Annotated in this window: 10 protein-coding genes, 7 tRNA genes and 1 rRNA gene; 17 read left to right on the top strand and 1 reads right to left on the bottom strand. The window is 45.9% G+C overall.

Annotated features, from left to right (window positions below):
• Window positions 1–29 precede the first annotated feature (29 nt).
• From BN1938_RS03320 to BN1938_RS03365, 10 genes are all read left to right on the top strand, one after another.
• Window positions 30–2,926 (top strand): 23S ribosomal RNA (locus BN1938_RS03320).
• Between the two features lie 67 nt (window positions 2,927–2,993).
• Window positions 2,994–3,067, top strand: a tRNA-Asp gene (locus BN1938_RS03325).
• A 51-nt stretch (window positions 3,068–3,118) separates the two neighbouring features.
• Window positions 3,119–3,191, top strand: a tRNA-Val gene (locus tag BN1938_RS03330).
• A 12-nt stretch (window positions 3,192–3,203) separates the two neighbouring features.
• Window positions 3,204–3,285, top strand: a tRNA-Tyr gene (locus BN1938_RS03335).
• 125 nt (window positions 3,286–3,410) lie between these two features.
• Window positions 3,411–3,483: transfer RNA gene (locus BN1938_RS03340), tRNA-Thr, on the top strand.
• A gap of 32 nt (window positions 3,484–3,515) precedes the next feature.
• A tRNA-Met gene (locus tag BN1938_RS03345) sits at window positions 3,516–3,589 on the top strand.
• Window positions 3,590–3,610: 21 nt separating this feature from the next.
• A tRNA-Phe gene (locus BN1938_RS03350) sits at window positions 3,611–3,683 on the top strand.
• A gap of 33 nt (window positions 3,684–3,716) precedes the next feature.
• Window positions 3,717–3,789 (top strand) — tRNA-Lys (locus BN1938_RS03355).
• A 232-nt stretch (window positions 3,790–4,021) separates the two neighbouring features.
• Window positions 4,022–5,452, top strand: a complete 1,431-nt coding sequence (locus BN1938_RS03360; protein ID WP_050639245.1) for an aminotransferase class I/II-fold pyridoxal phosphate-dependent enzyme — start codon at window positions 4,022–4,024, stop codon at window positions 5,450–5,452.
• Entirely contained in the window at window positions 5,445–6,038 is a 594-nt protein-coding gene (locus BN1938_RS03365; RefSeq protein WP_050639246.1) for a nucleoside/nucleotide kinase family protein, read from the top strand. Before BN1938_RS03360 ends, BN1938_RS03365 begins: the two co-directional genes overlap by 8 nt.
• A gap of 28 nt (window positions 6,039–6,066) precedes the next feature.
• Here BN1938_RS03365 and BN1938_RS23620 read toward each other — a convergent pair whose 3' ends face one another.
• Window positions 6,067–6,222, bottom strand: coding sequence for a hypothetical protein (locus BN1938_RS23620; RefSeq protein WP_025653901.1), 156 nt, complete (start codon window positions 6,220–6,222; stop codon window positions 6,067–6,069).
• Between the two features lie 602 nt (window positions 6,223–6,824).
• On the opposite strand from BN1938_RS23620, the gene BN1938_RS03375 reads away from it, so the two are divergent.
• The 7 genes from BN1938_RS03375 to BN1938_RS03405 all read left to right on the top strand — a co-directional run bounded on the left by BN1938_RS03375 (window position 6,825) and on the right by BN1938_RS03405 (window position 14,277).
• Window positions 6,825–7,820 carry a DNA polymerase III subunit gene (locus BN1938_RS03375; RefSeq protein ID WP_050639247.1) on the top strand — a complete coding sequence of 332 codons (996 nt, stop codon included), beginning with the start codon at window positions 6,825–6,827 and terminating at the stop codon, window positions 7,818–7,820.
• A gap of 4 nt (window positions 7,821–7,824) precedes the next feature.
• Complete coding sequence (locus tag BN1938_RS03380; protein WP_050639248.1) at window positions 7,825–8,730, top strand: PSP1 domain-containing protein; 906 nt, start codon at window positions 7,825–7,827, stop codon at window positions 8,728–8,730.
• Window positions 8,720–9,415, top strand: a complete 696-nt coding sequence (locus BN1938_RS03385) for a tRNA1(Val) (adenine(37)-N6)-methyltransferase (protein ID WP_050639249.1) — start codon at window positions 8,720–8,722, stop codon at window positions 9,413–9,415. Before BN1938_RS03380 ends, BN1938_RS03385 begins: the two co-directional genes overlap by 11 nt.
• Before the next feature lie 76 nt (window positions 9,416–9,491).
• Entirely contained in the window at window positions 9,492–10,337 is an 846-nt protein-coding gene (gene rsmI / locus BN1938_RS03390) for a 16S rRNA (cytidine(1402)-2'-O)-methyltransferase (protein ID WP_050639250.1), read from the top strand.
• Between the two features lie 807 nt (window positions 10,338–11,144).
• On the top strand, window positions 11,145–12,302 hold the full coding sequence (locus BN1938_RS03395; protein WP_050639251.1) for a pyridoxal phosphate-dependent aminotransferase: 1,158 nt from the start codon (window positions 11,145–11,147) through the stop codon (window positions 12,300–12,302).
• 19 nt (window positions 12,303–12,321) lie between these two features.
• The gene (locus BN1938_RS03400; protein ID WP_050639252.1) at window positions 12,322–13,497 is read left to right on the top strand and encodes a M20 family metallo-hydrolase; all 1,176 of its coding nucleotides are present in this window, start codon (window positions 12,322–12,324) and stop codon (window positions 13,495–13,497) included.
• Window positions 13,498–13,512: 15 nt separating this feature from the next.
• Window positions 13,513–14,277 (top strand): aspartate/glutamate racemase family protein, encoded by a 765-nt coding sequence (locus tag BN1938_RS03405; RefSeq protein WP_050639253.1) that lies wholly within the window; start codon window positions 13,513–13,515, stop codon window positions 14,275–14,277.
• The last annotated feature ends 2 nt before the right edge of the window (window positions 14,278–14,279 follow it).

A 14,279-nucleotide genomic window follows, 5' to 3' on the forward strand; every position in this document is an offset into this window, starting at 1 on the left:
GAACTCCAACCCGTGAGAGAAGGCAAGTTGGTTATGCTAATAAGAGCGTATGGTGGATGCCTTGGCACTAAGAGCCGATGAAAGACGTGATAAGCTGCGATAAGCTTCGGGGAGGGGCAAATACCCATCGATCCGGAGATTTCTGAATGGGGAAACCCACTGGAGCAGACCTCCAGTATCCTTAACCCAATCCATAAGTTAAGGAAGGGAACCCGGTGAACTGAAACATCTAAGTAGCCGGAGGAAGAGAAAACAACATGTGATTCCGGAAGTAGCGGCGAGCGAAACCGGAAGAGCCCAAACCAGGGTGCGTGCACCCTGGGGTTCGGACCGCATAATTGATTCATGGAAGATAGCAGAACAGTTTTGGGAAAGCTGGCCAGAGAGGGTGAAAGCCCCGTAAGCAAAATCCAACATGACATGGCGGTATCCAGAGTACCACGAGACACGAGAAACCTTGTGGGAATATGCGGGGACCACCCCGTAAGGCTAAATACTCCTTAGTGACCGATAGCGCATAGTACTGTGAAGGAAAGGTGAAAAGGACCCCGGGAGGGGAGTGAAAGAGAACCTGAAACCATATGTTTACAAACTGTGGGAGCACTATATAGGTGCAACCGCGTACTTTTTGTAGAACGGTCCGGCGAGTTACGCTGGCTGGCGAGGTTAAGGGCCAAAGGCCCGGAGCCGAAGGGAAACCAAGTCTGAATAGGGCGATCATAGTCAGTCGGAGTAGACCCGAAACCGGGTGATCTATCCATGTCCAGGTTGAAGTTGCCGTAAAAGGCAATGGAGGACCGAACCCACATCCGTTGAAAAGGGTGGGGATGAGGTGTGGATAGGGGAGAAATTCCAATCGAACCCGGAGATAGCTGGTTCTCCTCGAAATAGCTTTAGGGCTAGCCTCATACTCAAGTCTTGCGGAGGTAGAGCACTGAATTTCCTAGGGGGCGTCAAAGCTTACCAAAGAATATCAAACTCCGAATGCCGTGTAGATGATGTATGGGAGTCAGACTGTCCGAGATAAGTTGGATGGTCAAAAGGGAAAGAGCCCAGACCTACAGCTAAGGTCCCAAAATGTGTGTTAAGTGGAAAAGGATGTGGGATTTCGAAGACAACTAGGATGTTGGCTCAGAAGCAGCCATCCATTGAAAGAGTGCGTAATAGCTCACTAGTCGAGAGGTCCTGCGCCGAAAATGTCCGGGGCTGAAACACACTACCGAAGCTTAGGAATTAACGAATGTTAATTGGTAGAGGAGCATTCTTAACTGCGACGAAGCTGTACCGTAAGGAGCAGTGGAGTGTTAAGAAGAGAGAATGCCGGAATGAGTAGCGAGAGGAAGGTGGGAATCCTTCCGGCCGAATATCTAAGGTTTCCAGAGTAAAGCTGATCTGCTCTGGGTAAGTCGGGGCCTAAGGCGAGGTCGAAAGACGTAGTCGATGGACAACAGGTTGAAATTCCTGTACTTTTAACTGACAGAACTGTGGGGACGCAGAGAGAAAGCGCAAGCCGGGAGTGGAAAATCCGGTGCAAGCGGGGTAGGAGTATATCAGGCAAATCCGGTATACAATCCGAAGACGTGATGCGGAGCGAACTAAAGTAGCGAAGTGCGTGAGCTAGCTGCCAAGAAAAGCCGCTATTGTTCAGTTAAAACCCGTACCGTAAACCGACACAGGTGGATGAGGAGAGAATCCTAAGGCCGACGGGAGAAGCATTGTTAAGGAACTCGGCAAAATGACCCCGTAACTTCGGGAGAAGGGGTGCCTCGCGAGAGGCCGCAGAGAATTGGCCCAAGCAACTGTTTAGCAAAAACACAGGTCTATGCAAAACCGAAAGGTGAGGTATATGGGCTGACGCCTGCCCGGTGCTGGAAGGTTAAGGGGAGAGGTTAGCGCAAGCGAAGCTTTGAACTTAAGCCCCAGTAAACGGCGGCCGTAACTATAACGGTCCTAAGGTAGCGAAATTCCTTGTCGGGTAAGTTCCGACCCGCACGAAAGGCGTAATGATTTGGGCACTGTCTCAACAATGCACCCGGTGAAATTGAAGTACCAGTGAAGATGCTGGTTACCTGCGCCAGGACGGAAAGACCCCATGGAGCTTTACTCCAGCTTGATACTGGGATTCGGTATTGCATGTACAGGATAGGTGGGAGGCTAAGAACTTATGACGCCAGTTGTAAGGGAGCCGCTGTTGGGATACCACCCTTGCAGTATTGGGTTTCTAACCATCAGCCGTGATCCGGCTGGGGGACAATGTCAGGTGGGGAGTTTGACTGGGGCGGTCGCCTCCGAAAGGGTATCGGAGGCGCTCAAAGGTCTTCTCAGAATGGTTGGAAACCATTCGCAGAGTGCAAAGGCATAAGAAGGCTTGACTGCGACACCGACGGGTGGAGCAGGTACGAAAGTAGGACTTAGTGATCCGGTGGTATAAAGTGGGATTGCCATCGCTCAACGGATAAAAGCTACCCTGGGGATAACAGGCTTATCACTCCCAAGAGTTCACATCGACGGAGTGGTTTGGCACCTCGATGTCGGCTCATCGCATCCTGGGGCTGAAGTAGGTCCCAAGGGTTGGGCTGTTCGCCCATTAAAGCGGTACGCGAGCTGGGTTCAGAACGTCGTGAGACAGTTCGGTCCCTATCCGGCGTGGGCGTAGGATATTTGAGAGGAGCTGACCTTAGTACGAGAGGACCGGGTTGGACTGGCCGCTGGTGTATCTGTTGTTCTGCCAAGAGCATAGCAGAGTAGCCAAGCCGGGAAGGGATAAACGCTGAAGGCATCTAAGCGTGAAGCCCCCCTCAAGATGAGATATCCCATAACGTCAAGTTAGTAAGACCCCTTGAAGACGACGAGGTAGATAGGACAGAGGTGGAAGTATGGCAACATATGGAGCTGACTGTTACTAATAGGTCGAGGGCATAACCAAGCAAGGTGATAGGAAATGGATGTATTTAATTCTTTGTATGCAGTTTTGAAGATACATATCTTCATATGGCCCAGTGGCTCAGTTGGTTAGAGCGCCGCCCTGTCACGGCGGAGGTCGAGAGTTCGAGTCTCTTCTGGGTCGTTGCTTATTTACCGTATAGGCTTTTAATTTGGTAAATAGCATTAATTTTGTGGGATCTTAGCTCAGCTGGGAGAGCATCTGCCTTACAAGCAGAGGGTCATAGGTTCGAGCCCTATAGGTCCCACTTAACAAGAATGGATGGATTCCCGAGTGGCCAAAGGGGGCAGACTGTAAATCTGTTGGCGACGCCTTCGAAGGTTCGAATCCTTCTCCATCCACTTGAGAAGTAATTCTCATAAGCCGTAAGGTGAGTGCTGATGTGGCTCAATTCATTAAGATTGACTATGTCAATCGCAGGCAGAGTTCTGATTACAAATCAGTTGCTCTGAGAGGATGTAATTATGCCGATGTGGCTCAATTGGCAGAGCAGCTGATTTGTAATCAGCAGGTTATCGGTTCGAGTCCGATCATCGGCTTTATCTCATTAGAGATAAGAAAAATTTAATAGCGCGGGGTGGAGCAGTCTGGAAGCTCGTCGGGCTCATAACCCGAAGGTCGTAGGTTCAAATCCTGCCCCCGCAACTCAGACTTTTTAAGTCTAATGCCCAGATAGCTCAGTTGGTAGAGCAGAGGACTGAAAATCCTCGTGTCGCTGGTTCGATTCCGGCTCTGGGCATTTTCTTTGCCAAAAAGAAAGACAACTTAATAGGGGCGTGTAGCTCAGGTGGTAGAGCACTTGACTTTTAATCAAGTTGTCCGGGGTTCGAATCCCCGCACGCTCATTACAAAAAAATGCCGCAAATCCTTAAAATACAGAGGGTTTGCGGTATTTTAATTTTTATGCAAATTGTAATTATCCACAATCTGCGGGCGCGCATTGGTTTCATTCTCCCAAGACAGCTAAAAAGATTGTGGTTATCCCTTATTTTATGGTACCATATAAGAGGGTTATTGGACGGAAAAATTAGACGTAGAAATGGAATTTACGGCGTTAGCCGGAGTATAGGAGTATGAATGGACAATTTATATAAAAAATTGCGGGAATACAGCCGTTCTGATTATTATGGATTTCATATGCCGGGGCACAAGCGGAAAGGAATCCTGACAGGTTGTGATCTGCCGTATTCAATCGATATTACAGAGATAGAAGGATTTGATGATCTGCACCATGCAAGAGGTATTCTAAAGGAGGCAGAAGAGCGTGCTGCTGCATTGTACCATTCTTTAGAGACACATTACCTGATTAATGGCAGTACAACAGGGATCTTGAGCGCTGTAATGGGGTGTACGGCAAAAGGGAACAGAATCTTAATGGCAAGAAACTGCCACAAATCAGTTTACCATGCAGTTTTAATGCATGAACTAAGACCAGTATATATTTACCCGCAATTTTATGCAGATATGGAATTAAACGGACCTGTTAAATCAGAGGATGTAGAAAATGCCTTGGATAAGTATGAGGATATCAAGGCGGTGGTAATTACGTCTCCAACATATGACGGAGTTGTATCGGATATAAAATCTATTGCGGCTGTGGTTCACAGGAAGGGGATTCCTTTGATTGTCGATGAGGCTCATGGAGCCCATCTGGGGTTTCATCCATATTTTCCGAAAAATTCAGTGTCCCTTGGGGCCGATGTGGTTATACACAGCCTTCATAAAACTCTTCCTGCACTGACACAGACAGCCTTAATCCATATCAATGAAAATAAGAATTTAAAAGAAAATCTGGATATCAGTGGGGAGATCACGCAGTATCTGCATATGCTGCAGACGAGCAGTCCTTCCTATGTACTGATGGCAGGTATAGATGTATGCGTTGAGATGATGTCCTATGAAGGGCATACGTATCTTGATAAATATGCAGTGTTATTAAAGCAGTCACGTGAATTGATGCGAAAATTAAATTGTATGAAACTACTTGAAACAGAAGTATATGATAAATCTAAGATAGTGATTTCAGTAAAAGGGACTGGTATAACGGGACGGCAGCTCTATATGACTCTTTTGGAGCGATACCATCTGCAGCTGGAGATGGCGGCCGGGTCTTATGTGATTGCCATGACTTCGATGGGAGACACAAAAGAGGGCATGAAGCGCCTCACAGATGCGCTGCTGGAAATTGACGCGGGCCTGTCAGCTGAAAAAGGGGTGTCTGCAGATTTTGCACTTCCTCCGCTTAGGCAGATATATACGAGTGCAGAGACAAAAGAAGCTGTGGGAAGAGGAAGCGGCCGTAGAACCCAAAGCCTGGAATGGGGAAAATCTGTTGGTAGAGTTTCATCAGAATATGCTTATATTTATCCTCCTGGGATTCCGTTAATTGTTCCCGGGGAAGAGATTTCTGAAGAAGCAGCCGCTTTACTTGAAAAATACCGGAATCTGGGATTTTCTGTGGAAGGTTTGAAAGAAGAAGGAAAAATTGAGGTGTTGATCAATGGGTAAGATATGTTACATTATGGGAAAAAGTTCCTCCGGAAAAGATACTATTTTTAAAAAATTGAAGGAGATACTGCCTCAGTTCAGAACGATTATTCTATATACGACAAGGCCGATCCGGGCAGGGGAAACGGATGGGGTGGAGTATTATTTCACTGATGAGGCAAAGCTGGAAAGTCTGGAGAAGCAGGGGGCTGTCATTGAGATGAGAGCCTATCATACAAAATGCGGCGTATGGAAGTATTTTACGGCAGACGACGGGCAGATAGATCTGGAAAAATATGACTATATTGTCATTGGGACGCTGCAGTCTTATGAGGAAATGCGCCTGTATTTTGGGAAGGACAGGCTGGTACCTGTTTATATAGAAGTGGAGGACGGGGAAAGGCTCTCAAGGGCGCTTATGAGAGAGCGGCAGCAAAGTGAGCCTAAGTATTCCGAGATGTGCAGACGGTTTCTGGCAGACCAGGAAGATTTTTCAGAAGAAAACCTGGAAAATGCAGGAATTATAAGGCGGTTTCAAAATAATAATATGGAAGAATGTATTCAGGAAATACAGATGTATCTGGAGAGAGAGATGGATGAGGGATAGTTTATTTATACAAAGAGGGAGAAACAGATTACTCTGCTTCTCCCTCTGCTACTATATCCTCGAGTACACGAATCAGGTCGTGAATGTTCTTTAATTGGACATTTCTTTCGAGTATACAGTCTTTCAAGTTGATCGGTAATGATTCAAACTTGTCCCGGAGTTCCGGTGCTATATAAGATGCCATATTCTCACCTCAGTATAGGATGTCCGGATCGGGGATAAATTATGAGTGAAAAATAGAAAAAAGAGTGATGATTCAAAAAACATTTCATGCCCTATTTGGGACAAAACAGCAGTCAGGCGGAGGGAAATCACCTTTCCCTTTATTTTTTTGATTTTGGGGCGTTTTAAGGACATTGAAAAGTGTTTTACGGACTCACTGTGCTGAAAGTTGTTTCTTAAAAAATAATTCGATAATAAATTAATTGACTGTGATAGGGCAGTGATAGTTACTGTTCAGACCGTGCCGTGCACCTCGCTGCACGGCATCGGAGCCGATGAAGTGATGGTCTCGGGGCATCTGCCCTTCGCCGTAGGCGACTTTAAATGGGCAGATGCCGTTACTGTGCACACCCATAGGGTGTGAACAGTAACCAGTGATAAATTCTCGAAGAAATCCCGTATTTATGGGCTATATCTTCATGAATATTTATGATATACTTAATGAGTAGTTCACAACTTTGTAAGAAACCTATTGTACAATAAACGTAACTGTTCATACTTTGAACAAGTACAGTAACCAGATGGTAACTTACAAAGGAATACGGAGAGGCAGCAGGTGATGTAATGAGCGGTTTTAAGGATGTAGTCGGACACAAAAATATTATACAATATATAGGCAATGCAGTGAAGACGGACAAGGTCTCACATGCATATATAATGAATGGGGAAAAAGGGGCAGGCAAGAAGCTGCTTGCTAATTTATTTGCGATGAGCCTGCAGTGCCGGAACCGGGAGGAAGACGGAGATGCCTGCGGCAAATGCCAGTCCTGCAAACAGGCGCTGAATCAGAATCAGCCGGATATCATTAAGGTTACGCATGAGAAACCCAATACGATCAGCATCGACGATATCCGTGAACAGGTAAATAATGATATTGTGATCAAACCATACAGCAGCAGATATAAGATTTATATTATAGCAGATGCGGATATGATGAGCGTACAGGCCCAGAACGCGATTCTTAAGACGATTGAAGAGCCGCCGGAATATGCGGTTATTATGCTGCTTACGGAGAATGCGGAGACGCTGCTTCCCACAATCAGGTCCAGATGTGTGATGCTCAAGCTGCGGAATATTAAGGACCAGCTTGTGAAAAAGTATTTGATGGAACAGATGCAGGTGCCGGATTATAAAGCGGATGTCTGTGTGGCGTTTGCTCAGGGCAATATGGGAAAGGCCATTATGCTGGCCACTTCGGAACATTTTAACGAGATTAAGGAAGAAGCGGTTCATTTGCTGAGAAATATCAATGATTTGGATTTGAATGAACTGATCGAGGCAGTGAAGAGATGCATGTCTTATAAGCTGGAGATCACGGATTACATGGATGTGATCGCAGTATGGTACAGGGATGTGCTTATTTATAAGGCAACCAGAAATGTGGACAGGGTTGTATTTTCGGATCAGCTGAAGTATATTAAAGAACGGGCGAGCAAGAGTTCTTATGAGGGAATCGAGATTATTCTGGATGCACTGGAAAAGGCAAAGTCCCGCCTAAAGGCGAATGTAAACTTTGAATTGACTATGGAATTGCTTTTATTGACAATAAAGGAGAATTAACGGGATGACGAAAGTAATAGGTGTGAGATTCCGCACCGCAGGAAAGATATACTTCTTTGCACCGGGGAAGTTTGATATCACACAGGGTGACAATGTAATTGTTGAGACAGCGAGAGGCGTAGAATACGGGCGTGTTGTAAGCGGACCAAAAGAGGTGAAGGACGAGGAAGTTGTGCAGCCGCTGAAGTCGGTGATCCGTGTGGCTACTGAGCAGGACCGCAAAGTAGAGGAGAAGAACCGTGAGAAGGAAAAAGATGCCTTTAAGATCTGTCTGGAGAAGATCCGCAAGCACGGCCTGGATATGAAACTGATTGATGCTGAATATACATTTGACAATAATAAAGTGCTGTTTTATTTTACGGCGGATGGCAGGATCGATTTCAGGGAGCTGGTAAAGGATCTGGCAGCAGTATTCAGAACCAGGATCGAACTCCGTCAAATCGGTGTGAGGGATGAGACAAAGATCCGCGGAGGAATCGGCATATGCGGGAGACCTTTGTGTTGCAATACTTATTTATCTGAATTTGCTGCAGTTTCTATCAAGATGGCGAAGGAGCAGAATCTGTCCCTGAATCCGACGAAGATATCGGGCGTTTGCGGCCGTTTGATGTGCTGCCTGACCAACGAGGAAGAGACATACGAGGAGCTGAACAGCCAGCTTCCTACTTTGGGAGATACCGTTACAACGCCGGAGGGGCTTTCAGGAACGGTTCATTCACTGAGCGTACTGCGGAAGCTTGTAAAGGTTATAGTGGTGCTGGAAAACGATGAAAAAGAGATACGGGAATACAGAGCGGAGGAACTGAAGTTCAGGCCGCGGCGTAAAAAGGCAAAGGTGTCCAAGGAAGAGATGAAGAAGCTGGCCGCGCTGGAAAAAGGTGAAGGAGCATCGAAGTTAGATGACAACTAAGTTAAGACCGGGAGAGAGGCTGGATGATCTCCAGCTGGACGGATATGAGATTATTCAGAATCCGGAGAGGTTCTGTTTTGGGATCGATGCCGTTCTGCTCTCCGATTTTGTAAGAGTAAAAAAAGAGGAGACGGTTCTGGATTTGGGGACTGGGACGGGTATCCTGCCCATTCTCCTGGCGGCAAAGACGCAGGGAAAGCATTTTACGGGGCTGGAGATACAGGCGGAAAGCGCAGATATGGCGGTGCGAAGTGTGGAGCACAACCGGCTGGGAGACCGGATTGATATTGTAACAGGAGATATCAAAGAGGCAGCGGAGATATTTCGGCCTGCCTTTTTTGATGTTATCGTGACAAACCCGCCGTATATGCTGGCGGAGCACGGACTTCAAAATCCCGGGGATGCCAAAGCCATTGCCAGGCATGAGGTGCTCTGTACGCTGGATGATATACTGCGGGAGAGCGGGAAGCTGCTGCAGGAGAGCAAAGGTAGATTTTATATGATTCACAAACCGTTTCGTCTTGCAGAGATTATTATCAAGATGAATCAGTATAAGATCGAACCGAAGCGTATCCAGTTTATCCACCCGTATGTGGATAAAGAGCCGACGATGGTTCTGATTGAAGGAATCAAGGGCGGAAAGTCCAGGGTAAAAATCGAACCTCCTGTTATTATGTACAAATAGATGTAACCGTTCAGACTTGCCCGAACGGTTACCAATAGACAGCGGGTGGGATATCTGTGGCTGATAAGGAGGAGTTATGTCAGGAATATTATACTTATGCGCTACCCCGATCGGAAATCTTGAGGATATGACGTTTCGGGTGATCCGGACTCTGAAGGAGGCGGATCTGATCGCGGCGGAAGATACACGCAATAGTATCAGACTGCTGAATCATTTTGAGATCCGGACTCCTATGACTAGCTACCATGAATATAATAAGTTTGAGAAGGGCCGAAAACTTGTGGAAAAGCTGCTGGACGGCCAGAATATTGCGCTGATTACAGATGCGGGAACACCCGGGATCTCAGATCCGGGAGAGGAACTTGTCCGGATGTGCTGCGAAGCAGGGATAACAGTGACCTCTCTTCCGGGTGCGTCGGCTTGCATTACGGCGCTGACAATATCCGGTCTGTCCACCAGGAGGTTTGCTTTTGAAGCTTTTCTTCCCACGGACAAGAAGGAGAGGGAGTGGGTGCTGGAAGAACTGGAGGGAGAGTTTCGGACGATTATTTTGTATGAGGCGCCGCACAGGCTTGTGAAGACGCTGAAGCTTCTTCTGGAGCGTCTGGGGAACAGACGGATTACCGTCTGCAGAGAGCTGACGAAAAAGTATGAGACTGCATTTACTACGACCCTTGAGGAGGCTGCTTTGTATTATGGGGAGCATGAGCCAAAGGGGGAATGTGTGCTTGTGGTTGAGGGCCGCAGCCGCAGTGAGGCTGTCCGTGAAGAACAGGAAAAATGGGAAGAGATGAGCATTGAGGCACATATGGAATATTATACTTCCCGGGGAATGGCAAAAAAAGAGGCTATGAAGACGGTAGCAAAAGACCGTGGAGTTCAGAAACGGGAGATTTACAATTATTTGGAACGTCAGAAATAATCATATTGTTAAGAATTAGTCAACATAGACAGAGAGATTAAAAATTTCCACCTGAATTTTAGAAAATTGTAACATTGACGATTTGGAAAGGAAAGTATAGAATAAATTACAAGTTCAAGAAAACCAGGCAGACAAAGGCGTCGCATTTAGAGGCGGCCCTTTTTCTTTTAAGATCTCCGGACAGGACATTTTGGACAGACATCGGGTAAGACAGCAGGACAGACATCAGGTACAGACATCAGTTAAGGCATCTTGAAGAGACATCGGATCAGGCATCCATGCAGAGCATGACAGGAGTTCCGGAATATACAGCATCAGACTTGGATTGAACTATGTTAGGGCGTATTACATTTTATGTAATGCGCCTTTTCATATGCAGATTTATTGGGGAAAATAGAATAGCTGAGGAAAAAGAAAAAAGGGTATGGCCCTTTTTTTTGTCCGTTTTTACGAAGATAAGGCTGTTTAGTAAATATTTCAGGCTCTCTCTTTTATAAAACTTAAAAAACGCAAGCTAAAATAAGAAGAAATAAAAAAAGTTCGTCAAGATAAACATATTAAAAGTCTTAAATAGTATAAATAATGGTAAAAATTCACTAATAAAATTTGGTGAATGATAAAAATTAGTATAAAAATATAATTAAAACGAAATAAAACAGATAATAAATGTTGAATATGCACAATTGCAATGCTAGAATGTTAAAAAATGAAATCGCGATTCATTATATGAAATGCAAGTCCTGCATTTTACACTTATTACCTAAAAATGAGATGGTGTTTCACAATGCGGGACAAAGGAGGAATCATATGGAAATATCCAGAAATACGCAAGGTATAAAACCATCCTCCATACGGAAGATGTTTAATAAAGCATTGCTGTATGATAATGTAATTAGTTTTACATTGGGGGAGCCGGATTTTACAGCTTCCGAAAATGTTGTAGAAGCAGGATGCCGGGCCATCCGGCAGGGATATACAAAATATTCCGCGAATGCAGGGCTGCTTCCGCTTAGAAAAGCGATTGGTGAAGCCCTAAATAAAGAGACTGGGCAGAACTATGATGCGGATCGTGAGATTACGGTAACAGTAGGGGCCATGGGGGCTTTATATCTTTCACTGAAAGTACTCATCAATCCGGGGGATGAAGTCATTATATGTGAGCCTTACTGGACGAATTATGTACAGCAGGTAAAGATGTGTGATGGAGTTCCTGTATTCGTCATATGCAGAGAAGAGAATCACTTTATGCTGGATGTAAATGATCTGGAGAAGGCGATTACGGAGAAGACCAAAGCGGTCATATTAAATTCCCCTTCCAATCCGACCGGAGGAGTGCTTGATATGCAGAGTCTGGAAGCAATTGCACAGGCAGCCAAAAAGCACGGGCTTGCGGTGATCTCGGATGAGGTATACAAAACCATTGTTTATGATGGAACCAAAGCTCCCTCCATTGCTTCCGTGGAAGGAATGAAAGAACGTACCATTGTGATTAACAGTTTTTCAAAAGGGTATGCCATGACAGGGTGGAGAGTGGGATATGCCGCAGGGCCGGAAGAGGTGATAAGCAATATCACGAAACTGCAGGAAAATGTGGCGGCATGCGCAGCTATGCCCAGCCAGTATGCGGCCCTGGAAGCTTTGACCGGCCCGCAGGATTACAAGGAATATATGGTGGAAAAGTATAAGGAAAGGCGCAATGTGATGGTGACAAGGCTGAATGCAATTCCCGGCATGTCCTGCAGCGCGCCAAAGGGTACCTTTTATGCATTTGTGAATATCAGGAATCTTCCTTTGACATCAGAAGAGTTTGCAGACAGGCTTCTAGAAGAAAAACAGGTGGTGGTAGTTCCGGGAACTGCTTTTGGTGAAGGAGGAGAAGGATATATCAGGCTGTCTTATGCAACTTCCCTGGAAACGATTGAAAGAGGCATGGATTTAATCGAAGAATTTGTAAAAACTCTTTAACAGCCAGGAGGTAACCTGAATGGATATTAATGGTGACAGGCTCCTCAAGGAGCTTACAGAACTTGGAAATATAGGATATAAAGAGGGTGTTGGAACGAGCCGAATGGCATATTCCGAAACATTTAACCAGGGGCGGAATTATGTGAAGCAGCTGATGGAAAGTAGCGGGATGGCAGCAAGGGTTGATGAAGTCGGTAATCTTACCGGTGTGCTGAAAGGGGAAACCGACAAAATCATATCCATAGGCTCCCATATTGATACAGTACCGGGAGGCGGAATCTATGACGGCGCCCTGGGAGTTCTGGCAGGGATTGAAGCAGTAAGGGCATTAAAATCAGCCGGATACCGCAGCAGACACAGCATAGAAGTGATTGCATTTACCGAGGAAGAGGGGAATGTGGTTGGCGGCACATTTGGAAGTAAAGCCTTTACCGGACAGCCCCAGGAACCAGATTCGCTGCAAAGGGCAGTCAGGTACAATATTACGGAAACGGATATCCTGAATGCCAGGCGGAATCCGGAAGATTACAGATGCTATCTGGAATTACATATTGAACAGGGTGGACGGCTGGAACAAGAGCAGATCCCCTTTGGGATTGTGCAGGGCATTGTAGGAATTGCAAGGTATAGGGTGACTGTTGCAGGTAAAACCAATCATGCCGGCAGTACTCCCATGAATCTGCGCGATGATGCTCTGGTAAAAGCAGCTCCCATGATCACGGGAATGATGGATATCGCACGGGATATAAACTCCGATATGACATGCACCATAGGGAAAATCCGGGTGGAACCCGGCGCAGTCAATGTAATCCCCGGATTAACGGAATTTATGATTGAACTAAGATGTATGGATACGCAGGATATCAAAAAAGCCATCCATAAATTTAAATCAGAGTTTCAGAGTGAAGATATTACAATTGAAAATTTTCTGTGGCAGGAAGCGACAAATATGGATGGAGAATTAATGGAAGTCTTTCAAAAGTGCTGTCTTGGAAGAAAAACAAACTTCTGCCATATGCCAAGTGGTGCTGGTCATGATGGGATAAACATGGCATTATTCACACCTTCAGCAATGATTTTTATCCCGAGTATCGGCGGAATCAGCCATAATATAAGGGAAGAAAGCAGACCGGAAGATATCATAAAAGGAAGTAATATACTGTTGGATGCGATTCGAATGATTGACCGGCAGTGATGAGGGGGAGGCAGTATGAAAATAAAACTGATCAATCCAAATACGACAGTGGCTATGACACAGAGCATTCAAAGCTGTGCAGAAAAGTATGCGCGAAAAGATACTGAAATATATGCGGTCAACCCAACTGTCGGTGTAAACAGTATCGAGTGTTATGTAGACGAATATCTGGCGATTCCCGGAGTATTGCGGGAAGTCCAGAAAGGGGAGCAGGAAGGGGCCGATGCGTATGTCATTGCCTGCTTTGGAGATCCCGGCCTACAGGCAGCAAGGGAAATCACGGACAAACCGGTCTTAGGAATTGCAGAGTCCGCCATCGCCGCTGCCAAAGTAATTGCACCGTATTTTTCAATTGTATCTGTTCTGGACCGTTCAATCAAGGTGACGGAAGATGTGGTTGTCAATTATGGAGCAGAAAAATTCTGCAGATCCATCCGCTCCACGGGACTCAGTGTTCTGGAATTTGGAGAAAGCCCGCAAAGAGGGCTGGATGCGCTTCTGCATCAAAGCAGACTTGCAGTGAGTGAGGACAAGGCGGAGTGTATTCTTCTTGGATGTGCAGGGTTTGTTGATTTTGTAGAAAAGATAAAGAAGGAATTGGGGGTTCCGGTGCTCGACGGGGTTATGCCGGCCGTAAAGTTTGCAGAAGCATTTGTGGAAATGGGGCTTGGCACCAGCAAAGCAAATACTTGGAGTTATCCTGAGAAAAAAGAATATGCAGGTTATGATCTTGAAACGGTAACATGGATGCCAGGAAAACCGATGATATGTGGTAAATAGGA

This window comes from Eubacterium sp. SB2 (assembly GCF_001244405.1).
Classification (GTDB): Bacteria; Bacillota; Clostridia; order Lachnospirales; family Lachnospiraceae; genus Faecalicatena; species Faecalicatena contortus_B.